Here is a 21,755-nt window from a genome sequence, read left to right as displayed (position 1 = left end):
TGTTGGAATATTATTGAATTTTTTCAACCTTGAAGCCGCGCTTCTCCAGCATCGTCTGTACCGCATCGGAACCCGCCAGATGGGCCGCGCCAACAGCCACAAACGAGGTTCCGGCACCTTGCAGTTGTTTCTCCAGCTGGTTGGCCCAGTCCCTGTTCCTTGCAGTCAGCAAGGTTTCGCGTAGTTGTGGATCATCCAATATGCCGCCATCGGAAAGCTCAACGATCTTGTCGGTGTCGCCGCTAATCCACGCGTTGAATAATTCTTCGAACGATTCTTTGGTCTCGCCTGATTCTTTCACCACGCTGGCTAGCATCTGTCGCTGTTGTGCTTCGGGTAACTGGTCAAAATAACCGAGTTGCTGGGCTATTGTTTCCAGTCCCTGAATAGGCTTTTTGGACTGCCGGAATTGTGCCGACAGCTTTTTTTCGACCCCTTCACCCGAACTCAAACCAAGATTATTGGTTTGCGCGGAAGCCAGAGACAGTGCGACCGCCCATGTTTCCATACGGTTGAGCGCCATAGCCGGTATGGCAATTTTACGCATCAAACCATCAAGCTCATCGCGCAACGAGGGTGCAATGCGAGTGTCAACGCTTGGTTGATCGGTTGAAATCGCAAGTTTGGAAAATATTTTTGCTGCGGCTTTCGTGTCTTCAAGACCGAGTACTTCAATTATAAGTCGGTCGGATTCCGTTATGGCGGCCTCAAGCGCGGGAGAATGCCATTGCACATCCTTGGGGAGCAAATGGATGGTCCCGAACATATAGGCTGTTCCCTGCTGCTCGGGCTTGGTTCCAGTGACTTTCCAAAGACCAGGGTGCCCCTGCTTGACGGTGTCCAGCGCTGGTGGACCGGGCGTGTTGCTGCAGGCTGCAAGACACGCTGCGAGAATGATACTGAGAAATGCTCTTAGATGATGCATGATGCTAATCTGGTGTCTGGATGGGAAAAAATAAGATGGCCACGCAAAAACTTGCGATATTTCGATCTAATATTCAATCCGATTGATGACAAATCCCTTTTTCTCAAGCTGCGCCTGCAAACTGCCTTCGCCCGCCAAATGCCCCGCTCCCACGGCGAGAAAGACTGTGCCCGGCTGCTCCATTCGTTTCTCCACCCATTTGGCCCAATTGGCATTTCGCCGGACCAGCAAAGTTTCATATAGTATTTTTTCATCGAGGCCCGCGTTCATCAGTTCCGCCAGAGCATCGGTGTTTCCCAAGGCCCATTGCGCGACCATATTTTCCATGCCGTCGGCCACTTCGCCCAATGAATCGACGGTGAAATTGAGGAAGCGGATTTGCACATCCTCCGGCAAATTATCAAAAAAGCCCAATTGCTCTCGCGGTGTTTCGAGCCCAACAAGTTTCATACCTTTGACTTTAGCCGATGCGGTAAGATCATCTTCCACACCTTTATTGGCATCATAGCCAGCTTGCACGAGCGGGATCAGCGACATGGTCACGCTGGCAAACCAGGGATCCATCGGGTCAAACGAAGCAACCGGCACTTTCAATTCGGCCATAGCGGCTTCATAATCCGCGCGATCCTCTGGAGTGAGCTTGTCGCGCAAGGAAATGCCGGTTTTATCAATGGCAAGATCGTTGACAACTTTTACCATCTCGGCGGGGTCTGGATCGAGCATTTCGGTAACCAGTTCCTCCGATTCGTCAAATGCGTCTTTCACCGCCTCGTCAAACCAGCTTAAACCCGGCTTCAATATATGCACTGTGCCAAACAAATATATGGTGGTGTCATCGTCTTTGAGTACCCACAGGGCGGGATCAGGATCTGCCGGCATGGTTGCGATGGTAATTGTGGCTTCTTGCGTTGCGACGGCATTGTCACCAGCCGATGCGACGCTGATTTTTGACGGCGAACATGCGGCGACGATCAAAGACAGCGCGAGGGAAATCGGGAGCAGCAATGCATTTGGCAGCCAAGGTTTTGACGGCAAAAATCTGTTCATTAAACTACTCCTGATGATCGGCCCGAAAGTCGAGCCGATTGGTGAACCGTGTCCTAATTCAGCATTTATGAACGGATTCCCAGAAAAATATATCCGTAAGATATCTAAATCGGTTGAGCGCGCTGGCGACTCTCAAATATTTCTGTTAATTGCATGATTAAATCAGGAGAGATTGAAATGAGCCAAGTCCACGCCCGTACCTGCCATATTTGCGAAGCCAATTGCGGCGTATTGGTGGAAGTGGAGGGCCGCGAGATTCTCTCAATTAAGGGCAATCCGGATCATGTGCTCAGCCGCGGCCATATTTGCCCGAAAGCAACCGCGATTGCGGATTTGCAGGATGACCCGGACCGGTTGCACAAACCGGTCAAGAAAGTCGATGGCAAGTGGCAGGAAATCAGCTGGGAAGTTGCGTTTGCCGAGATCGCGGCGAAGCTCACAGACCTGAAGGGTCAGGGCGCAAAGCCCGCCATGTATATGGGTAATCCCAGTGCCCATGATTACGGGATATCCACCCAGATAAGCCAGCTGCGTCGAGCCATTGGCCTCAAAAACATCTACTCCGCATCCACGCTCGATCAGATTCCGCATCATGTCGTGCAATATCATATGTACGGCCATGTCAGTCTCGCGGCGGTGCCTGATATTGATCGTTGCCAGTATTTGGTAATTATCGGCGGAAATCCAGTCGCTTCCAATGGTAGTATCTGGACGGTCCCGGATTTCAAGAAACGCGTAAAAGAAATGCAGGGGCGCGATGGCCAACTGGTTGTCGTCGATCCTCGACGCACCGAAACCGCCAAGATTGCCGACGCTCATCATTTTGTAAAGCCGGGGACCGATACTGCTCTTCTTATCGGCATATTGAAAAGCGTTTTTGATAGCGGGCTGGCAAATACGTCACGTCTAGATGCCATATTGGACGATAGCTGGAGCGCAATTGAACCGGCAATTGCTGGTTTTGATATGGACGCTTTGGCGGCCCATTGCGGCGTTCCCGTGGAAGTTGTGCAGGACATAGCGGCGCAATTGGCTGCCGATCAACCTGCAGCAATCTATGGCCGGATGGGTGTGTCGGTTTGCGAGTTTGGTACGCTGAACCAGTGGTTGATCCAGGTCATAAACATCGCCACCGATAATCTTGACCGCGAGGGCGGAACCATGGTTCCCGAACCGGCACTGGATACGATCAATATCGTGGGGCAAGGATCGGTACGCAAAGCCGATACGGTGCGCGGCGAAATGCCGTCGGTGATGAGCGAATTGCCGATGGTAACATTTGCGGATGAATTGCTGCGCGATGATGAAGAGCGGATACGTTCTTTGTTTGTGATTACCGGAAATCCGGTACTTTCCGCACCGGATGGTGCGAAACTGGATCGTGCATTGGAAAATCTCGATCTGATGGTGTCATTCGATATGTATGTAACGGCAACGAGCCGTCATGCCGACTATATCTTGCCGCCATGCGGGCCGATGGAGAAAGACCATTATCCGTTTTTCTTCGGGCCTTTGGCGATCCGCAATTATGCGAGCTATTCGCCAGCAATTTTTGATATGCCTGAGGGCGAAAAGGCGGATTGGGAAATTATCGCAGAACTGGCGCGTGAGATTCTAGCCACTGATGGTCAGGATGTTCCCAATATCCGCGAGCCTCGAGATGTTCTGGATGAAATGCTGCGAAGCTCGCCGGCCGGTCTGACGCTGGCGGAGGTTGAAGCGGCGCCCAATGGTATCGATCTGGGGCCGCTGCGGCCATGCATGGCCGAGCGTCTGCGAACCGACGACAAGAAGATCAATGCGGCGCACCCTGATTTTCTGGCAGAGTTGCAGCGTTTTTCTGCTTCTCTCGATAGCGAACAGCCTGAAACATTGCGGCTTATTGGTCGTCGCCATGTGCGCCAGAATAATAGCTGGTTGCACAATTCAAAGCGGCTGCAAAAAGGCCCTAATCGCTGCACCTTGATGATCAATCCCGCCGATGCTGCGGAACGGGGTCTCGCCGATGGCGATATGGCGAGCGTCGCCAGTAGGGTGAATAGCGTCGATATTGTGGTGGAAGTTACCGATGACGTCATGACGGGCGTCGTGTCTATCCCGCATGGTTTTGGACATCGGCGCGACGGTGTTGAGCTGTCCGTAGCACGAGAAAACCCCAATGTTTCGCTGAATGATCTGACCGATCCGGAAGGTTTTGATCCTTTGTCGGGCAATGCGGTTTTGAACGCGACTCCGGTGGCAGTGACCAAGGCAGAAGAGTTAGTTGCAGCGGAGTAACTGCTCCGTCATCGCGAACGCAGTGAAGCAATCCAGGGCGTCGTTCGGTCGCTCTGGATTGCCGCGTCGCCGTCGGCTCTTCGCAATGACATGTTGGGGCCACAACACCCTTGACCCTATGCCGCCCATTCGCCAAAGCAGCCGATAAATATTGCAGCCGCGAAGAAAGCCTTCATTTTGACCGATCAGAAGCCTCTCAGCTTCCAGCAGATTATCCTGAAACTCCACGAATACTGGGGCGAACGCGGCTGTTCGATATTGCAGCCCTATGATATGCGGATGGGGGCAGGGACTTTTCACCCGGCCACCACTTTGCGGGCACTGGGGCCTGATCCGTGGAATGCCGCTTTTGCGCAGCCATGCCGCCGTCCTACCGATGGTCGCTATGGCGAAAACCCCAACCGGTTGCAGCATTATTACCAGTATCAGGTGGTGTTGAAGCCATCGCCGCCAGACATTCAACAGCTTTATCTCGATAGCCTTGTCGCGATTGGCATTGATCCGATGTTGCATGACATCCGGTTTGTAGAGGATGACTGGGAAAGCCCGACGCTGGGCGCATGGGGTTTGGGCTGGGAAGTCTGGTGCGACGGGATGGAGGTGACGCAGTTCACCTATTTCCAGCAGATGGGCGGATTTGATTGCAAACCTGTGGCCGGTGAGCTGACCTACGGGCTCGAACGCCTCGCGATGTATATTCAGGGCGTCGATAGCGTTTATGATCTGGATTATAACGGCGCCGGAGTCACTTACGGCGATATCTTCCTGGAAAATGAGAAGCAGATGTCGGAATGGAATTTCGAGGTTGCCGATACGGACACGCTGTTTGAATTGTTCAAAATGGCGACGAAAGAATGCAAGCTGTGTCTGGAAAAAGAGCTGCCGCTTCCCGCCTACGAGCAGGCCATTGAAGCAAGCCACGTGTTTAACCTGTTGCAAGCACGCGGGGTAATTTCGGTGCAGGAACGCGCGAGTTATATGGGTCAGGTGCGTGATCTGGCCAAGGGTAGCTGTGAAGTCTATATGGCGAAGAACGGGTGGGCGGCGTGATGACATCATCAGCCACCATCCGTCATTGCGAGCGCAGCGAAGCAATCCAGAGCGTCTGCACGTGCCGCTCTCGCTCTGGATTGCCGCGTCGCTCCGCTCCTCGCAATGACGAGTTTGTGGGAGCGCGTCGCAATGACTGACTTCCTGCTAGAAATCCTGTCCGAAGAAATTCCCGCGCGGATGCAGGCGAAGGCGCGGATTGATCTGGAAAATCTGTTTGTCGCGCAAATGGATGAGGCGGGTCTTAAGGCGTCTGACATATCGGTCTATTCGACACCAAGACGGCTTGCACTGATTGCAAAAGACCTGCCCGCGCAGACCGAAGCCGTGAATGAAGAAGCCAAGGGGCCGCCCGAAGCGGCTCCCGATCAGGCTGTGGACGGCTTCTGCCGCAAAAATGGCGTCACCCGCGACCAGCTGGAAGTCCGTGACGTCAAAGGGCGCGCGACGTATTTTGCGGTTATCAACAAACCGGGTCAGGACACCAAAGAAGTTCTCGCAGCCGCCATTCCCGCAATTATCAAGGCGTTTCCCTGGCCCAAATCGATGCGTTGGGGCGAGGCTAGCCTGTCCACTGAAAGCCTGCGCTGGGTGCGACCTCTTAGCGGGATTGTCGCGATATTTGGCGATGATCTGGTGGAATGCAGCATTGACGTTGTGACGTCTGGGTTTGAGACGGTCGGGCATCGGTTCCATCATCAGGGCATGATTACCATAGGCAATGCTGGCGACTATGCAGAGAAACTGCGAGCCTGCCATGTTTTGGTCGATCATGAAGAGCGGCAGGATATTATCCGCGAGGGTGCTGCCAAAGCGGCGTCCGACGCTGGTTTGGAACTGGTTGAAGATGAAGGACTGGTTATCGAGAACGCTGGCTTGACCGAATGGCCGGTGCCCTTGCTGGGGTCATTTGATCCAGCGTTTCTGGATGTGCCGGAAGAGGTGATCCAGCTGACAGCTCGCGTAAATCAGAAATATTTTGTTTGCCAATATGCAGGCGAAGCGAGCAGTGCTCCGGACAACGATCCGGAGCGCCCGTCGTCTTCGCGCTTAGCCGAGGAGAGCTCCGCATCAAGTGCGGAGCACAAGGGTGGTTTAACCTCGAATTTCGTCTGCACAGCAAACATAGGCGCCTCCGATGGCGGAAAAGCCATTGTTGCAGGCAATGAAAAGGTCCTCACAGCACGATTATCCGATGCGAAATTCTTCTGGGAACTTGACCAGAAGACGCCGCTGGAGGATCATGCAAAGAAATTGAGCAACATTGTGTTCCATGAAAAACTGGGTACGGTTGCCGACAAGGTAGAGCGTGTGGCCAAGTTGGCCGAGTGGTTGGTTTCTTTAGAAGGGAATGGTTTTTACCAGTCCAGCCCCGGTGATACATTTCATAGTGAAGTGTCTGAGGCCGCACGTCTCTGCAAAGCCGATCTCGTCACCGAAATGGTCGGCGAGTTCCCTGAGCTACAAGGCTTGATGGGCGGCTATTATGCAGAGAAAGAGGGCAAGTCGCAGGCGGTAGCAAACGCGATCCGCGATCATTACAAGCCGGTCGGACAGGGCGATGAAGTGCCCACCGATCCGGTGACGGTTGCGGTGAGTCTGGCGGATAAGCTGGATACTTTATTAGCCTTCTTCGTCATCGATGAGAAACCGACAGGTTCAAAAGATCCTTTTGCGCTAAGAAGGGCGGCTTTAGGAATACTGCGTTTAATCGAAGAAAATGTTATTCGTTTCAAATTAGTCGATGCGCTCGACGCAGGTTTGATTGGCACTGATCTGGGTAGATATCGATACAATCGGGCCGAAAATCCTGATGCAGGGCATCCGACAATAAAGACGGAAATATTGGAGTTTCTGGCCGACCGCCTCAAAGTCCAGCAACGCGAAGCGGGTGTTCGCCATGACCTGATCGACGCGGTGTTTGCTCTTGGCGGTGAAGATGATCTGGTCCGCTTGCTCGCCCGGGTGAAGGCTTTGCAGGCTTTTGTGGAGACGCCGGACGGAGAGAATTTGCTCGCCGGCTACAAGCGGGCTTCGAATATTTTGAAGAAAGAGGGCGGGGAGAACTCACCCCTCCCCTTCAGGGGAGGGCCGGGGGTGGGGATTCTGACCAACAGAGCTCTGCCGAGGATAGTCCCCACCCCAACCCCTCCCTGAAGAGGAGGGGCTTAATGAGCCTCTTTCCTACACGCCTGATAGAGCCGAAAGCGACCTCATCACCGCTCTCGACACCGCAGAGCCAAAGGCAGCAACGGCCATCGAAGCCGAAGATTTCGAAGGTGCCATGGCCGCGCTCGCGTCTCTCCGCGTGCCGATTGACGCATTTTTCGAAAATGTCACCGTAAACGACGATGACCCCGCCAAGCGCGCTGCCAGGCTTGCTTTGCTGGCGCGGGTGCGGGATGCTGTCCACACTGTCGCTGATTTCTCCAAAATTGAAGGTTAGAATATGACCCAATATGTATATCGTTTCGGTGGTGGAATGGACGCAGACGGCGCGCCTCCGGTCAAATCCGATGCGGTAAACCTGTTGGGCGGCAAGGGCGCGAATCTGGCGGAAATGGCCAATATCGGCCTGCCAGTGCCTCCCGGTTTTACCATTTCCACCGAAATGTGCACCGAATATATGAACAACGACGGGAAATATCCCGACAGCCTGACCGCCGAAGTGGCTCAGGGCGTGGCGCATATCGAAAGCGTGACCGGCAAGAAATTTGGCGATGCGGCCGATCCATTGCTGGTTTCTGTGCGTTCCGGCGCCCGTGCCTCGATGCCGGGCATGATGGACACGGTGCTCAATCTCGGGCTGAACGATGAGACTGTGGAAGGGCTTGCTAAAACTTCTGGCGACGAGCGTTTTGCCTGGGACAGTTATCGGCGTTTCATCCAGATGTATTCCGATGTGGTGCTGCAGCTCGATCATGACGCTTTTGAAGAGGCGCTGGAAATAGCCAAGGAAGACAATGGCTTTTTTACAGATACTGAGATGGAAGCTCAACATTGGAAGGCGCTGGTCGCCGAATATAAAGGGCTCGTCGAGGAAGAGTGGGGCAAACCGTTTCCGCAGGATGTGAATGACCAGCTCTGGGGTGCGGTAAGCGCTGTATTTGGCAGCTGGCAGGCAGAACGCGCCAAAATTTATCGCCGTCTCAATGATATTCCTTCCGAATGGGGCACGGCGGTCAACGTGCAGGCGATGGTATTCGGCAATATGGGCGAAACCAGCGCGACCGGCGTAGCTTTTACGCGCAATCCCTCCACCGGCGATGCCGCTTATTATGGCGAGTGGCTGATAAACGCGCAGGGCGAGGATGTTGTTGCAGGCATTCGTACGCCGCAATATCTCAGCAAAGCCGCCCGCGAAGAGGCCAATGCCAAGCCGCTGTCGATGGAAGAGGCGATGGCTGACACTTATAATGAGCTGACCGACGTGTTCGACCTGCTCGAACGCCATTACCGCGATATGCAGGATATCGAATTCACCGTCGAGCGCGGGAAACTTTGGATGTTGCAGACCCGTTCGGGCAAGCGCACTGCCAAGGCGGCGCTGAAAATCGCGGTGGATATGGCGAATGATGGCCTGATTACCGAAGAAGAGGCGGTGCTGCGGGTTGATCCGATGGCGCTTGACCAATTGCTCCACCCGACTCTGGATCCCGACGCCATCCGCGATGTGCTGACCACAGGATTGCCCGCTTCTCCTGGCGCTGCGAGCGGATTGATTGTGTTCGACAGCGACACCGCCGAACGGCGCACGGAACTGGGCGATGATGTCATATTGGTGCGGGTGGAAACCTCTCCGGAAGATATCAGCGGCATGCACGCCGCCAAAGGCATCCTGACAGCGCGTGGCGGTATGACGTCACACGCGGCCGTGGTCGCCAGAGGCATGGGTAGACCGTGTGTTTCCGGCGCTGGTACGATTTCAATCAACAACGAAACCAAGGCAATGAAGGTCGGAGACCGCACCCTGAAAGAGGGCGATATGCTGACCATTGATGGCAGCAATGGTCAGGTGATGGCCGGTCGGGTCGAAACGATCCAGCCCGAACTGGTCGGCGATTTCGGCGTATTGATGGTCTGGGCTGACAAGGTTCGCCGCCTCGGGGTCCGTACCAATGCCGAAACCCCACATGATTGCCAGGTTGCCCGTGATTTTGGTGCAGAGGGCATTGGCCTGTGCCGCACCGAACATATGTTCTTTGACGCCAGCCGGATTACCAACGTCCGCCAGATGATTCTAGCCCCTGACGAAGCGGGACGCCGGGTGGCATTGGCGAAATTGCTACCCGAACAACGTGCCGATTTCCGGCAGATTTTCGAGGTTATGGTTGGCTTGCCGGTGACCATCCGCTTACTAGATCCTCCGCTGCACGAATTCTTGCCGCATCATCAATCGGAATTTGAAGACGTCGCGAAAGCCGCGGATGTCGGGGTTGAAACACTAAAACAGCGCGCTAACGAGCTTCACGAGTTTAACCCGATGCTCGGTCATCGCGGGTGCCGTCTTGGCGTCACCTATCCGGAAATCTACGAAATGCAGGCGCGGGCAATTTTTGAAGCGGCATGTGAAGTGGCCGAGAAGAGCGGAGAAGCGCCGATTCCAGAGGTGATGATCCCGCTGGTTGCGACCGCTCGTGAACTGGAACTGATGAAAGACGTTGTCGACCGGATGGCGAAAGAAGTGTTCGCCGAAAAGGGACGCGAGATAGAATATCTCGTCGGCACAATGATCGAACTGCCGCGTGCTGCCCTGATGGCCGGAAAAATCGCCGAACATGGTGAGTTTTTCAGCTTTGGCACCAACGATCTGACGCAGACCACACTGGGCGTCTCCCGCGACGATGCGGGACGTTTTCTCACCCAATATGTCGATAAGGGCATATTCCCCCGCGATCCTTTCGTCAGCCTTGATATTGAAGGGGTCGGCCAGTTGATTGAAATCGCCGCCGAGCGGGGCAGGGCGGGGCGACCCGACATTAAACTAGGCATCTGCGGCGAGCATGGCGGCGATCCCGCCTCCATCGCATTCTGCGAGAAAACCGGCCTCGATTACGTCAGCGCATCCCCATATCGAGTGCCAATCGCAAGGCTTGCGGCAGCGCAAGCGGCATTGGCCAAAAAATAGCAATTATGGGTTGCCACGCGGGGCATCTCCCCCTATCTGCACCCTCTGGTTAGCGCCCATAGCTCAGCTGGATAGAGTACTTGACTACGAATCAAGGGGTCGGGAGTTCGAATCTTCCTGGGCGCGCCATTTCCCTGATAGTATTGATGAGATGGCCTTTGGTGCACTTGCGCCTGCTGCCGTGGTAGCGTAAATCGCGGTTATGGTGTCCAGATACTTTAAGGAAATCCCTCTTGGCCGATTATTCCAATTCGATTGCTGATGCTCTAGCCGAGCGGGAAGCTAAGAAAATTCCTGTACCGGATGAGGTGCAAGATGCCGTCCGAACACTGTTGGAATGGGCAGGCGATGATCCGACACGAGAGGGTCTGGTTGATACGCCAAAACGTGTCGCCCGCGCCTGGAAAGAATATTGCGAAGGCTATGGTGAAAACCCCGCGATGCATCTGGCGCGTACTTTTGAAGAGGTGGGCGGATACGACGAACTTGTGCTACTGAAGGACATTCCGTTTCATTCGCATTGTGAGCACCACATGGCGCCAATCATTGGTAAAGCGAGCATCGCCTATATGCCGACCGATAAAGTTGTTGGAATTTCCAAGCTTGCCCGCGTGTTGCATGGCTTCTCGCGGCGCTTGCAGGTGCAAGAACGGCTCACGGCCGAAGTGGCAGAATGCATCTGGGATAATCTCAAGCCACATGGAGTGGCGGTGGTGATTGAGGCTAGCCATAGCTGTATGACAGCGCGCGGCGTTCGTACTCCGGGCGTTGGAATGACAACGTCACGGCTGCTCGGCTGCTTTCTGGAAGATGCGAGGAGCCGTAAGGAAGTTATGAGCCTGATGGGCTATTGATTAACCATGAGGGTTGTTGGGCAGAACAAAACTTGCCACGGCATTCACCGTCCTTTAGCGCATCCATTGCCGCATCAGATTATACTGGACAGCCTGCAAACGCGTGTAATTTTCATGCCTCATATTGAGACCTTCAAGAGCCGCGACTTCGTTTAATTCATACAGAAGATTGCGTTTCACAACATCGGGGATTTTACTCTGAATGAACGTGATCGCAACCATGCGTTCACCTGCCGTTACCGGTTCGACTTCATGCAAAGTATAAGATGGATAAACAATAGCGGTACCTGGCAACCCCTTGAACCGCATCCCTGCTTCTCCTTGGGTCACATGCAAAGCACCGCCTTTGGAGTCATTCACATCGCTGAGAAAGATTGTGCAGCTAATATCGGAACGGATTGGACCATCGGGCAGAGGGATGATGGCACTATCGGCATGCAGACCGTAATTCATTCCCGGTTGATATCGGGTGATCAGCGGTGGAGCGACTTTTTCCGGGAAAGCGAAATCGACAAACTCGCGATTGGACATCAGCGCATCAAGCATGATTTTTGACGATTTGTTGTACGCATCATGATCGTGCAGCTGGAGATTATTCTTTATTTTAGAATGCGGGTTGCTGATTTTTCCATCGACGAATTTTCCCGATGCAGCAATTTTCTTCAGTTCATTGACCTGAGATTGATCCAGTAAGTCTAATTGCTTGAACATTAGCGCCTCTTTTCAGTCAATTCGAGTATCTCTGCCACCAATGGGTGCTGGTCTGCCAGTTGCCCAATCCATAGCATTGCTGAACGGATTGGGGCAGCATGATTTTGCGATGCTTCTGCAAGCAACTCTTCCCGTAGGCTTGCGCTATAATCATGTTCCGGGGCTTTGGAATAGGAAGACATTATCGGTCCAGAGACCAACTGCGTAGCTTGGCTTGATGACAAAGGAAGGTTAAAATGAACCGCAAGATTTTGCAGTTGACCAATGGGTCCAGAAAGAAAATGGTCAAAATTCATCCAGAGGATATCGCTTTCGGGAAGTGCTTTTTTTGCGTTTAGCAATGTCGCCAATTCACTCAACCAGCTCAATGCTACGCGATGGGTTGGCGGCAACTCCCACAAATTTATCGGCTGACCGCCCAATATGTTGTTGAGTCTCTGCAACCTGGCGCCGGCCATGACCAACGTTTCCTGCATTGAGGCTTCACCAGCCAGGATGGTAGGAATATAACGTTGCAGTGGAACATAAAGAAACAGCGCCTTGCTTTGTGGTAACAATAATTGCGTCGCAATTTCATTCACAAAGCTACTAGCCTTGATCATGACACGCTGGTCGCTTCGAAAACCACGCGAGAGCCAGCCTATGGCTTGTTGAAAGCGGGTCGAAAAGCGCTCCGGAGGCCAGAAACTGTGCGGTTCGTCGATGGTCTTCCAGACTTCACAGATATTCCGCAAAATCTGAGGTTCCCTGAGCGCTAAAAGGCCCTCCATCTCGCCTAGCAATCGGGAAATCAGTGTCGAACCGACATGACCGATGTGGAAAATGTAATGCGGGGAGGGTGCTGGCGGAAGTTGGACTTTTGAAAGCGCATCCCAGGGAACAAATTGTCTTTGCAATTGTGGTGTGATTATCCGTTGATCAAGAAAACTGGACTTGCGATAATCTTCTTCACTCAGGTGGGAGATCAAGACTTGATCGCTGGGCAAATCCACCAAATGTGCAAGCAGGCTGGCATCTCGCGAAAATTGATTCTGCCAATTGTTGTTCAATGGATTCTCTCTTTCATGAAAAAGCCCGAAGTTGGACGGTTACTATGTAACGCACCAGCTCCGGGCTTTTCAATCGATTTAAAGGAAGACGTTAACCTTTGTCTTCAGAACCTTCTTCTGCGGGCGCAGCTTCAGCTGCTTCATCGGCGGCGGCCGTTTCATCAGCAGTTTCGTCGCCGGATGGAGAAGCATCACCCTCAGAGCCATCATCTTCGCTTTCAGGTGCCAAGGCAGCAGCAGCCAGTTCAGCCTGCTCTTCCTCAAACATCTGTGCGATCACGTCGATGCCGTCTTTCTGAAGATCAGCTTCGTCATCCGAACGTGCAACATTGGCCTGGATGGTAACATTGACCTCAGGATGCAGACGAACACGAACATCGAAAACACCAATGGTTTTAATTGGCTTCTCGAGAATGACCATGCTTTTCTCAACAGCGGCACCATCGGCATTCAACGCCTCAACGATGTCACGAACCGAAACTGAACCATAAAGCTGGCCGCTGGCAGAAGATGCACGGATCAAAACGATCTGCTTGCCATCCACATTGCCGGACGCTGATTCAGCTTCCTTGCGTTTCGCTTCATTGTCCGCTTCAATCTGCTTGCGATTGGCTTCAAAAACCTTTTTGTTGGCTTCGTTAGCACGCAGAGCTTTTTTGTTCGGTAACAGGAAGTTACGGGCATAGCCGTTCTTCACGGTAACAACATCACCGATACAGCCGAGTTTCTCGACTTTTTCGAGCAAAATAATATCCATAGTCTTGCTCCTACTTCACGAGATACGGCAGCAGGCCGAGATGACGAGCGCGTTTGATTGCTTTGGACAATTCGCGCTGCTTCTTGGCGGAGACTGCGGTGATACGACTAGGTACGATCTTGCCGCGTTCGGAAATATATCCGCCCAGCGTCTTCACATCTTTATAGTCGATTGGAATGGCGTTTTTACCGGAAAAGGGGCAGCTTTTGCGGCGACGGAAAAATGGACGTCCCATATTTATAACTCCTTCTCTGGATTAATCGTTGTCGAAATCGCGGCGCGGTTTGCGTTCACGATCACGTTCGGGTTTGCGCATCATAATGGACGGACCTTCTTCATGCTCATCCACGCGGATAGTCAGGAAGCGGAGGACGTCTTCGTTGATACGGGTCTGGCGTTCCAGTTCGGCAATAACGGTGCCTGGCGCGTCGAGACGCAGCATCACATAGTGCGCTTTGCGGTTTTTCTGGATCTTGTAGGCCAGCGTGCGCAAGCCCCAAGTTTCCGTCAAAACGACTTTGCCTTCGTTACTTTCAACAATTTTGGTGGCTTCCTGCGCAAGAGCATCAACCTGAGCCTGGCTCAAATCCTGACGCGCGAGGAAGACATGCTCATACATTGGCATGCAGTATTTCCTTCATTTCTACCGATCGCTGACGCCGCACCATGCAGACACGCCCCTCCGGCCTTCTTTGTTTTCCGCGTGATTCGGCAGCGCAAACCTCGCGGAAGCCGCGCCTATGGCGGAATTGTTAGAGGAATGCAAGGTTTGCGTTGTGCCTAGAGCGAGCGCGAGTTCTTACGATATGACGCGTATGGTGAGGCTGTTGCCAATGCTGTAATAAGTCCGTTTCTATAGGGTATAAATGAACGGACACTGGTCACGCTTTCTTGGGCAATCATGTGATGAAATTTGCAAAAAAAGGGGAGCACTCGAAAATACTCCCCCTTTTTTCAACGGTTGTGTAGTTCCGGCTAGCTACGTGAAGGGAAGATACCCTGGGTTACAACACAATACATAAGTGCTTGATAAGGCTGCATGTTGTTCTGCGACTGACCTCCGCCCATATTCGACTGGTGAATAGCCCTGGCATTCATTGGAACTTCGGCGGCCGTAGTATCAGGACCATAGACTTTGTCGCCGTTGATTGACACAGACAGCATGGCATCTGTCGGGTTGGCTGTGGTTCCCACATTACCCTCAGCGATCAGTTTGACACCGTGATTATGCTGCGGCATTTGCGCGACGGTCATTGTGTTGGTCTCGGTTCCGCCAACAGAACCTAGGTTACGTTGGGACAGGCCTGGGCCCCTTCCGTTGTGGATAGGCACACGGCCCCTTTGGATGTTACAGGATTTGGCAAGTTTAACAAATGCGGTTATCAGGAAAAACGGATCAGTTCTGCTATGGCAGCTACGGAGGCGTAAGTTGAATGACCGCTAGCTGTTTGTAAAATGTGCATTACGTAGAAAACGACGTTTTTCTATTTTTCTTTTTATTTTTTTTCCGGCTCAAAAAACCCGAACATGTCCCCGCCGATTTTGCGCATCTGAATTTTGTCTGCGCCTTTGGTAATTCTATAACGCCAAGGATGTCGATAAATATACTGAAATGGCTTGTGGAATTACGAAATTGCAGGAATTATGCAAAGTCATGGTCAGATCTGACCTGCTAACATTACGCGCACCACGCAGTCGCCGACAAACGCACCGATTATTTTAGGGGTATGAGATGTTTGAAACCATACTGTCCGAGATTACCAATAATATTCTTACGATTACGCTCAACCGCCCCGAAAAGCTAAACGCGTTGTCACCAAAATTGCTGGCAGAAGTCAAAACAGAGTTGGAGCGCGCTGCCACAAACGACGATATCTCCGTCGTCATATTTAAATCGGCAGGAAGAGCGTTTTGCGTTGGTTATGATCTCAATGAGGAACATTGGATCACCTCTCAATATCCTGCAAATCATCCGGAGGGCGTTAACCGGGAGCAAGATCAAAAAGATATTAATGCACTGCTGGACTATTGGCTCGATATGTGGCGGTTTCCCAAGCCTATTATTTGTCAGGTGCAGGGAGCCTGTCTTTCCGGCGCGGGTGAGTTGCTCGCTGTTTCTGATCTCGTCGTGGCCAGCGAAGAAGCCAGCTTTGGGCATCCTGCTGGCAGGGATCTGGGCATCCCCCGACAGTCTTCTTTTGGCCGCTCACGATCGGGATGCGCAAAACAAAAGAAATGCTCTATACTGCTCGCAGCATGACCGCTGTTGAGGCAGAAAAACTGGGACTTGTTAACAAGGTCGTGCCCTCCGCAGACCTCGAAAAGGAAACGCGTGCCCTAGCGGCAGACATTGCGAAAACACCGGTCAAACACCTGATGATTTTAAAGCATGCAACCAACAATTTTTATAATAATATGAGTTTAGAAAAATCCACTCGCGAAGCGTCTAATCTGGACGCTGAATTTCATCAAAGTCCTGTCTTCCTGGCATTTTTCAAGTTGGTTCATGAAAAAGGAATGAAAGCGGCGCTGCAAGAGCGAAAACGGCTGTTTGGCTGAATTTCTTTCACCCACTTTTCTCGCTTTTGCTCCGCACTAATGTTATAGCTAGCAGCCGCTACATCTATTTCTTTCTGTTCAAAAACCCGAACATATCCCCACCAATTTTGCGCATTTGAATTTCTTCCGCGCCTTCAGTGATCCGGTAGCGGCGGTGATGCCGATAAATATGCTCAAAGGGTTTGTGCCGGGAATAGCCCATGCCGCCATGGACCTGCATTGCGCGGTCGGCAGCGTCACAGCAGAGGCGGTTCGCGCGGTAGTTGCACATACTGACCTGCGCCGAGAGATATTTGGCGACGTCCGGCTTTGGCATCGTGTCCATCTTTGCCGCGGTCGCATAAATTAACTGTCGCAGCATCGCCGCTTCGGTGTGCAGTTCAACCAACGGGAACTGGATGCCCTGATTAACTGATAGCGGCTTGCCAAATGGTTTGCGTTCGCCGGCATATTTGACTGATTCATCGATGCAATATTGCGCAGCCCCCAAGGAAGAAGCCGCCTGACGAATTCTGTTTTCGTGGACAAAATGCTGCGCACAGGCCAGGCCCATATCGAGATCACCCAGCACCGCATCGGCAGGAATCCATACATTGGTATAGCTGCATTTTGGATGGTCAGTGGGCATATTGAATGTCCACATATATTCGCCGATCTCGAAGCCCTCCGTATCGACCGGAACGATGAAACAGCCAATACCCTTCGCGTCACCATCCTTGCCGCTATGCCGCGCAAAAGTCATAACGTGTGAGGCCTTATGCAAGCCGGTGGTCCACATCTTGTTGCCATTGATCAACCAGCCGTCAACGCCATCGCGGGTTTCCGGTACCGCCGTGGTGTCCATCCATGTCGCGTCAGAACCATGATCTTTTTCGGTAAGGCCAAAGCACCAACCCATGCGTCCGGCGAGCATCTCGGGAATATAGTCCTTCTTTTGCTGCTCTGTACCAAAATCCCGAAGCATCAGAGGTTGCACCAGATTGCCGACGATGGAATTTTCATTCTGGAGGTCGTTGTGCAATCCAAGGCCCTTGTGCGCCAGATGTTCCCTGATCCGCGCCATTCCCAGATTCGTGCCATCCTGCCCGCCAAACTGTTTCGGCAGCGCATAGCGGTAATGACCGGCAGCGTCGGCGGTGCGGCGCATCTCGACCAGTAAATCTTCCCACTCTTTGGTTGGAAGTCCCTGATCTTCCCAATTGGTCCGTGCATCCTCTCGGCGATGGTCGAAAAACCGTATATTATCATCGCGTTGCTCGATCGGCTTTATTTCGTCTTCGATAAACTGGTCGAGCACGTCGAGATAGCCTTCTATTTCCTGCGGGATTTCAAAATTGCTCATGATGTGCTCCATTTCTTTAGGGCCACCTTCAGGCCCGCATATTTTGGTTGATCGATCGACAAACGTTCCAGCGCCGACAACCTGAGATGATCCCACACGCCCGGCGCTAACATATCCAGGGACCCATCTGAAAGAGCTTGGCAAAACTGTCCATAATCATATCCGATAGCGGCCAGGCGCTTGTCACTCGTGGTTGCAAACCGATCGCCCCAATCAAAACGTCGTTGCAAAATGCCCAGAGCGTTTCCGGCAACCCGGGACTGGAATTTCTCATGACCTTTCAATCCGGGCTGAACGGTTTCCTTGTTCCAGTCAGACAATGCGGTTAGAACTTCGCCGTAGCCCGTTTCGCCTTCAATTGTTTCAGGCTGGGGTGCTTTCCAGTCCAGCACGGTGCAGACTTCCAGCGGCAGCATTTCTTCGAACAATAATGCCAGATCAATTTCGACCTCGGATACCCGGCGGCCAATCACTGTGCGTTCCAGCGACCGATCACCGCCGCTACGCCAGATTTCACCCATTACCATGCAGGCAACACCCCACCAGAGGGTCGAATACACGAGCCAGAAGCGGAAACGATCAGGATCAACTGTTTCGCCGGTCTGCTCGGAATAGGCGTCCAAAAAATTCTCTGCCGTGTCAAAGCCACCCGCGACTTTCTCATAATTGCCAAATCGCCAGCTAGGCGTGCAGAGATACGCGAGATCCTGAACGGGATCGCCGATGCGCGCTAGTTCCCAATCCAGAACCGCAGAAATGCCGGAAGGGCCGATCATCAGATTGCCCATACGGAAATCACCGTGGACAAGTTTCTTTACCTCGGTTTCCGGTGCGTTTTCGAAAAGCCAACGGAATGCGTATTCGTAAATGGGGATAGCGCCACCAATTTCGTGATATTTGTCTTTTTGTAATTGTATCAACTGTTTGGGTGTAAAATATTCCAATTTTTCCGAGATTGTTGTTAAATCCATAGCGTGAATACGTGCCAATTCCACCGCGCAATGTTCGGTCAAATTCGCTTCAGCGATCGCGTAATCTGGGTTGCCAAGTATTTTGTGCGGCAGCGTTTCTCCCTTTGCGCGGAGCATCACAAAACCTTCGCCCAAGCCATCGACAGATGTGAGGCGCGCTTTTACGATCGGCGCGGTGACGCCTGATTTTACCGCCAATTCAATGACGTCTGCCTGAGTGCCTAGTGGAACTCCACGCAATCCTTCGTCGTCAGAAGAAATGCCGGATGGCAGGCGGCGCAGGACAAATTCCTCGTCACTATAATCAAAAGCCCAACTCTCCATGCTGGCACCGCCTGAAAGTCGAGCAAGATTTGACAGTGCTCCAAAATTACCAAACCGATTTTGACAGAAGACCTCTAATTTTTGCTGGAGCTTATCATGCATGCCATTGGTTTAATCGCCTGATTAATATTTGCAATGGTTTTGGAAAACCAGAGTGGAAACTTGCATGGGGTTCCAAAGGCTCTTACTTGCGAAAGTAACAAAGAACGAAGGGGCACATATGCGAGCATTTATTTTTCCGGGGCAGGGTAGCCAGGCTGTGGGTATGGGCAAAGAATTGGCTGCGGCCAGCAGCACAGCCCGCGAGGTCTTCCAGGAGGTCGACCACGCGCTGGATCAGAATTTATTCAAACTGATGTGCGAAGGCCCCGAAGAGGAGCTGCTACTCACCGAAAACGCGCAGCCAGCTATCATGGCCAATGCTATTGCCACGCTTCGGGTGATGGAAAAAGAAGGTGGAAAATCGCTTTCCGACCTTTGTGCATTCGTTGCCGGGCATAGTTTGGGCGAATACACCGCGCTTTGCGCCGCTGGCGCAGTGAACCTGACCACGACTGCCGAATTGCTGAAGCTGCGCGGCCAATCGATGCAAAAGGCTGTGCCGGTAGGCGAGGGCGGCATGGCGGCTTTGCTTGGTGCCGACATCAAGAAGGCATCGGGACTGGCGAAAGCATCAGCCGAAGGAGAGGTCTGCACCGTTGCCAATGACAATGATCCGACGCAGGTTGTTATCTCCGGTCATATCGGCGCTATACAACGCGCTATCGAAGCGGTGAAGGATCATGATATTAAGCGTGGCGTTCTCTTGCCGGTATCCGCACCTTTTCATTGTTCCTTGATGACACCGGCAGCAGAAGCGATGGATGCAGCGCTGGCAGAAGTTACCATATTACCTCCCGTCGTACCGGTATTCGCCAATGTCACAGCACATGCGGTAAGTGATACCGACGAAATCCGCCGTTTATTGGTTGAGCAAGTGACCGGAACCGTGCGTTGGAGGGAATCGGTTGGCAATATGGCGGAAGCCGGTGTCGAGCAATTTGTCGAATTCGGCGGAAAGGTGCTGGGTGGCATGGTCAAGCGGATCAACAAGGACGTGGAAGCCAGCAGCCTTATTTCGATGGATGAAATTGAAGGGTTTCTGAAAGGACTGTAATTGGTTCAGTCCCATGCCATTGTCTGGATTGACACATCCAACCGTTCCCTGCTGGATGATGTTGCAGAAGGTGTGTTTGACAAATCCATCCAAACCGAATTCGTCGATGTCTATCTCGCCAATGCAATGAACTGGCTTGCTGTTGCCGTTGTCGATGGTCTGATTGTGGGTCAATGTATGTCAGTTGTGCTGCAAACGCCGGACAAGGGAACGGAAATTTTTCTGAACGAGATCGGCACGGGAGATGTTTGGCGGCGAAAGGGAATTGCCGATTCACTGATAGCCGCACTTTTCGATCGCGCTGATGAAGCGGGTATTGATGAAATATGGCTGGGGACGGAGCCTGACAATCTAGCGGCGAGAGGGCTTTACAAAAAACATGCCGCAACCCAGGAGGATGCGGTAATCTATTATCTGGACTGGTGAGGAAACGAATATGTTTGATTTAACGGGAATGACAGCCTTGGTAACCGGTGCTTCGGGTGGGATTGGGTCTGCTATTGCGGCCTCTTTGGCGGAGCGCGGGGCTACATTGGCAGTTTCCGGTACGCGCAAGCTGACCTTGATGGAACAGGTTCCGAAATTGGCAGGCAAAGGCCATATCATGCTGCCGTGTGATCTCTCCAATCCCGAAGAAGTCGATGCGCTGGTGCCAGCCGCTGTCGAGAAATTGGGAAAGCTCGATATATTGGTCAATAATGCCGGTATTACCAGGGACGGTCTGATCATGCGGATGTCTGACGAAGACTGGTCCAATGTGCTGCAGGTCAATCTGGAATCCGCTTTCCGCCTCGCGCGCGCGGCTGCTCGACCGATGATGAAGGCGCGGCATGGACGGATTATCTCGATAACCTCGGTTGTCGGTGCGACCGGAAATCCCGGCCAGGTTAATTATGTTGCTTCAAAAGCTGGCCTCGTAGGAATGTCAAAGGCATTGGCGCAGGAACTGGCTTCCCGCGGTATTACCGTGAACTGCGTTGCGCCGGGTTTTATTGAATCGCCAATGACCGACGCGCTGACCGATGAACAGAAAGATGCGATAAACAAAAAAATTCCGGCAGGGAAAATGGGAACAGGTGGAGATATTGGGGCTGCCGTCGCATATCTTGCCAGCAATGAGGCATCTTATGTCACCGGACAAACCATCCACGTTAACGGCGGAATGGCGATGATTAGCTGATATTGTCCAAATTCATCCGCAATAGTTGCGAATTGCAGCGCAGTTAGACTTGCAAGGTGCGTTGCATCGCACTAGGACAAAACCGAAAACTAATATCAACAAAAAGGACCTCTCATGAGTGAGACTGCAGACCGCGTAAAAAAGATTGTTGTTGAGCATCTTGGTGTAGAAGCCGACAAAGTGACCGAAGAGGCCGCGTTCATTGATGATCTGGGCGCAGACAGCCTCGATATTGTGGAGCTCGTGATGGCGTTCGAAGAAGAATTCAGCGTGGAAATTCCTGACGATGCAGCGGAAAAAATTGGCACCGTCAAAGACGCGATTGATTTCATCGAGAAAAACAAAGACTGATTGATTTTGGGATGCAGCCTGTTTGAGGTTGGCATCCCAGGGCCAATGATCGCTATCGAATTGCAAAGCGGCTC

General features: G+C 52.5%; 22 protein-coding genes and 1 tRNA gene. 13 read left to right on the top strand and 10 right to left on the bottom strand.

What is annotated here, in order from left to right; genetic code table 11:
* Window positions 1–10: 10 nt before the first annotated feature.
* A complete protein-coding gene (locus tag HF685_RS03015; RefSeq protein ID WP_168818243.1) occupies window positions 11–925 on the bottom strand; it encodes a TraB/GumN family protein in 915 nt (304 codons plus the stop codon).
* A 66-nt stretch (window positions 926–991) separates the two neighbouring features.
* On the bottom strand, window positions 992–1,972 hold the full coding sequence (locus tag HF685_RS03010; RefSeq protein WP_168818242.1) for a TraB/GumN family protein: 981 nt from the start codon (window positions 1,970–1,972) through the stop codon (window positions 992–994).
* A gap of 177 nt (window positions 1,973–2,149) precedes the next feature.
* On the opposite strand from HF685_RS03010, the gene HF685_RS03005 reads away from it, so the two are divergent.
* The 7 genes from HF685_RS03005 to folE all read left to right on the top strand — a co-directional run bounded on the left by HF685_RS03005 (window position 2,150) and on the right by folE (window position 11,281).
* Window positions 2,150–4,249, top strand: a complete 2,100-nt coding sequence (locus tag HF685_RS03005; RefSeq protein WP_168818241.1) for a molybdopterin oxidoreductase family protein — start codon at window positions 2,150–2,152, stop codon at window positions 4,247–4,249.
* Window positions 4,250–4,426: 177 nt separating this feature from the next.
* A complete protein-coding gene (locus HF685_RS03000) occupies window positions 4,427–5,299 on the top strand; it encodes a glycine--tRNA ligase subunit alpha (protein WP_246218717.1) in 873 nt (290 codons plus the stop codon).
* Window positions 5,300–5,431: 132 nt separating this feature from the next.
* Entirely contained in the window at window positions 5,432–7,456 is a 2,025-nt protein-coding gene (gene glyS / locus HF685_RS02995) for a glycine--tRNA ligase subunit beta (RefSeq protein ID WP_168818240.1), read from the top strand.
* Between the two features lie 58 nt (window positions 7,457–7,514).
* The gene (locus tag HF685_RS02990) at window positions 7,515–7,745 is read left to right on the top strand and encodes a DALR anticodon-binding domain-containing protein (protein ID WP_168821151.1); all 231 of its coding nucleotides are present in this window, start codon (window positions 7,515–7,517) and stop codon (window positions 7,743–7,745) included.
* A 3-nt stretch (window positions 7,746–7,748) separates the two neighbouring features.
* Window positions 7,749–10,427 (top strand): pyruvate, phosphate dikinase, encoded by a 2,679-nt coding sequence (gene ppdK / locus HF685_RS02985; RefSeq protein WP_168818239.1) that lies wholly within the window; start codon window positions 7,749–7,751, stop codon window positions 10,425–10,427.
* 52 nt (window positions 10,428–10,479) lie between these two features.
* Window positions 10,480–10,556: transfer RNA gene (locus tag HF685_RS02980), tRNA-Arg, on the top strand.
* Between the two features lie 104 nt (window positions 10,557–10,660).
* Window positions 10,661–11,281, top strand: a complete 621-nt coding sequence (gene folE / locus HF685_RS02975) for a GTP cyclohydrolase I FolE (RefSeq protein WP_425500170.1) — start codon at window positions 10,661–10,663, stop codon at window positions 11,279–11,281.
* Between the two features lie 54 nt (window positions 11,282–11,335).
* On the opposite strand, the gene HF685_RS02970 is transcribed toward folE, so the two are convergent.
* The 6 genes from HF685_RS02970 to HF685_RS02945 form a co-directional block, all read right to left on the bottom strand.
* The gene (locus HF685_RS02970; RefSeq protein ID WP_168818238.1) at window positions 11,336–11,992 is read right to left on the bottom strand and encodes a Fe2+-dependent dioxygenase; all 657 of its coding nucleotides are present in this window, start codon (window positions 11,990–11,992) and stop codon (window positions 11,336–11,338) included.
* A complete protein-coding gene (locus HF685_RS02965; protein ID WP_168818237.1) occupies window positions 11,992–13,041 on the bottom strand; it encodes a hypothetical protein in 1,050 nt (349 codons plus the stop codon). The genes HF685_RS02970 and HF685_RS02965 overlap by 1 nt, the downstream gene beginning before the upstream one ends.
* Before the next feature lie 91 nt (window positions 13,042–13,132).
* Window positions 13,133–13,798 carry a 50S ribosomal protein L9 gene (gene rplI, locus HF685_RS02960; RefSeq protein WP_168818236.1) on the bottom strand — a complete coding sequence of 222 codons (666 nt, stop codon included), beginning with the start codon at window positions 13,796–13,798 and terminating at the stop codon, window positions 13,133–13,135.
* A 10-nt stretch (window positions 13,799–13,808) separates the two neighbouring features.
* Entirely contained in the window at window positions 13,809–14,033 is a 225-nt protein-coding gene (gene rpsR / locus HF685_RS02955) for a 30S ribosomal protein S18 (RefSeq protein ID WP_168818235.1), read from the bottom strand.
* A gap of 21 nt (window positions 14,034–14,054) precedes the next feature.
* Window positions 14,055–14,423 (bottom strand): 30S ribosomal protein S6, encoded by a 369-nt coding sequence (gene rpsF, locus HF685_RS02950; RefSeq protein WP_168818234.1) that lies wholly within the window; start codon window positions 14,421–14,423, stop codon window positions 14,055–14,057.
* Window positions 14,424–14,773: 350 nt separating this feature from the next.
* Window positions 14,774–15,052 (bottom strand): phage tail protein, encoded by a 279-nt coding sequence (locus HF685_RS02945; protein WP_168818233.1) that lies wholly within the window; start codon window positions 15,050–15,052, stop codon window positions 14,774–14,776.
* Window positions 15,053–15,530: 478 nt separating this feature from the next.
* Here HF685_RS02945 and HF685_RS16525 point away from each other — a divergent pair, with 478 nt between their 5' ends.
* Together HF685_RS16525 and HF685_RS16520 are read left to right on the top strand one after the other, a co-directional pair.
* Window positions 15,531–16,058, top strand: coding sequence for an enoyl-CoA hydratase/isomerase family protein (locus tag HF685_RS16525; protein ID WP_211051328.1), 528 nt, complete (start codon window positions 15,531–15,533; stop codon window positions 16,056–16,058).
* Window positions 16,016–16,357: an enoyl-CoA hydratase-related protein gene (locus HF685_RS16520; protein ID WP_211051326.1), complete on the top strand. Its 342-nt coding sequence runs from the start codon at window positions 16,016–16,018 to the stop codon at window positions 16,355–16,357. The genes HF685_RS16525 and HF685_RS16520 overlap by 43 nt, the downstream gene beginning before the upstream one ends.
* Before the next feature lie 64 nt (window positions 16,358–16,421).
* Here the strand turns inward: HF685_RS16520 and HF685_RS02935 are convergent, their stop codons facing one another.
* On the bottom strand, window positions 16,422–17,699 hold the full coding sequence (locus tag HF685_RS02935) for an acyl-CoA dehydrogenase family protein (protein ID WP_168818232.1): 1,278 nt from the start codon (window positions 17,697–17,699) through the stop codon (window positions 16,422–16,424).
* A complete protein-coding gene (locus HF685_RS02930) occupies window positions 17,696–18,994 on the bottom strand; it encodes a phosphotransferase family protein (protein ID WP_168818231.1) in 1,299 nt (432 codons plus the stop codon). Before HF685_RS02930 ends, HF685_RS02935 begins: the two co-directional genes overlap by 4 nt.
* Window positions 18,995–19,214: 220 nt before the next feature.
* Here HF685_RS02930 and fabD point away from each other — a divergent pair, with 220 nt between their 5' ends.
* From fabD to HF685_RS02910, 4 genes are all read left to right on the top strand, one after another.
* Window positions 19,215–20,150, top strand: coding sequence for an ACP S-malonyltransferase (gene fabD, locus HF685_RS02925; protein WP_168818230.1), 936 nt, complete (start codon window positions 19,215–19,217; stop codon window positions 20,148–20,150).
* Window positions 20,151–20,576 carry a GNAT family N-acetyltransferase gene (locus HF685_RS02920; protein WP_168818229.1) on the top strand — a complete coding sequence of 142 codons (426 nt, stop codon included), beginning with the start codon at window positions 20,151–20,153 and terminating at the stop codon, window positions 20,574–20,576.
* 10 nt (window positions 20,577–20,586) lie between these two features.
* Window positions 20,587–21,330: a 3-oxoacyl-[acyl-carrier-protein] reductase gene (gene fabG / locus HF685_RS02915; protein ID WP_168818228.1), complete on the top strand. Its 744-nt coding sequence runs from the start codon at window positions 20,587–20,589 to the stop codon at window positions 21,328–21,330.
* A gap of 114 nt (window positions 21,331–21,444) precedes the next feature.
* Window positions 21,445–21,681 (top strand): acyl carrier protein, encoded by a 237-nt coding sequence (locus HF685_RS02910; RefSeq protein ID WP_168818227.1) that lies wholly within the window; start codon window positions 21,445–21,447, stop codon window positions 21,679–21,681.
* Window positions 21,682–21,755 lie beyond the last annotated feature (74 nt).

Source organism: Parasphingorhabdus halotolerans (genome assembly GCF_012516475.1).
Lineage (GTDB): Bacteria > Pseudomonadota > Alphaproteobacteria > Sphingomonadales > Sphingomonadaceae > Parasphingorhabdus > Parasphingorhabdus halotolerans.
The sequence above is the reverse complement of the archived record's forward strand: the minus strand, read 5'-3'. Positions and strand labels throughout refer to the sequence as shown.

Coding starts and splice junctions, on each gene's coding strand:
- fabG (WP_168818228.1), top strand. CDS start 20,587: ATGTTTGATTTAACGGGAATGACAGCCTTGGTAACCGGTGCTTCGGGT.
- rpsF (WP_168818234.1), bottom strand. CDS start 14,423: ATGCCAATGTATGAGCATGTCTTCCTCGCGCGTCAGGATTTGAGCCAG.
- HF685_RS03005 (WP_168818241.1), top strand. CDS start 2,150: ATGAGCCAAGTCCACGCCCGTACCTGCCATATTTGCGAAGCCAATTGC.
- rpsR (WP_168818235.1), bottom strand. CDS start 14,033: ATGGGACGTCCATTTTTCCGTCGCCGCAAAAGCTGCCCCTTTTCCGGT.
- ppdK (WP_168818239.1), top strand. CDS start 7,749: ATGACCCAATATGTATATCGTTTCGGTGGTGGAATGGACGCAGACGGC.
- fabD (WP_168818230.1), top strand. CDS start 19,215: ATGCGAGCATTTATTTTTCCGGGGCAGGGTAGCCAGGCTGTGGGTATG.
- rplI (WP_168818236.1), bottom strand. CDS start 13,798: ATGGATATTATTTTGCTCGAAAAAGTCGAGAAACTCGGCTGTATCGGT.
- HF685_RS03010 (WP_168818242.1), bottom strand. CDS start 1,972: ATGAACAGATTTTTGCCGTCAAAACCTTGGCTGCCAAATGCATTGCTG.
- glyS (WP_168818240.1), top strand. CDS start 5,432: ATGACTGACTTCCTGCTAGAAATCCTGTCCGAAGAAATTCCCGCGCGG.
- HF685_RS02945 (WP_168818233.1), bottom strand. CDS start 15,052: ATGACCGTCGCGCAAATGCCGCAGCATAATCACGGTGTCAAACTGATC.
- HF685_RS03015 (WP_168818243.1), bottom strand. CDS start 925: ATGCATCATCTAAGAGCATTTCTCAGTATCATTCTCGCAGCGTGTCTT.
- HF685_RS16525 (WP_211051328.1), top strand. CDS start 15,531: ATGTTTGAAACCATACTGTCCGAGATTACCAATAATATTCTTACGATT.
- HF685_RS02930 (WP_168818231.1), bottom strand. CDS start 18,994: ATGGAGAGTTGGGCTTTTGATTATAGTGACGAGGAATTTGTCCTGCGC.
- HF685_RS02935 (WP_168818232.1), bottom strand. CDS start 17,699: ATGAGCAATTTTGAAATCCCGCAGGAAATAGAAGGCTATCTCGACGTG.
- HF685_RS02970 (WP_168818238.1), bottom strand. CDS start 11,992: ATGTTCAAGCAATTAGACTTACTGGATCAATCTCAGGTCAATGAACTG.
- HF685_RS16520 (WP_211051326.1), top strand. CDS start 16,016: ATGCGCAAAACAAAAGAAATGCTCTATACTGCTCGCAGCATGACCGCT.
- HF685_RS02910 (WP_168818227.1), top strand. CDS start 21,445: ATGAGTGAGACTGCAGACCGCGTAAAAAAGATTGTTGTTGAGCATCTT.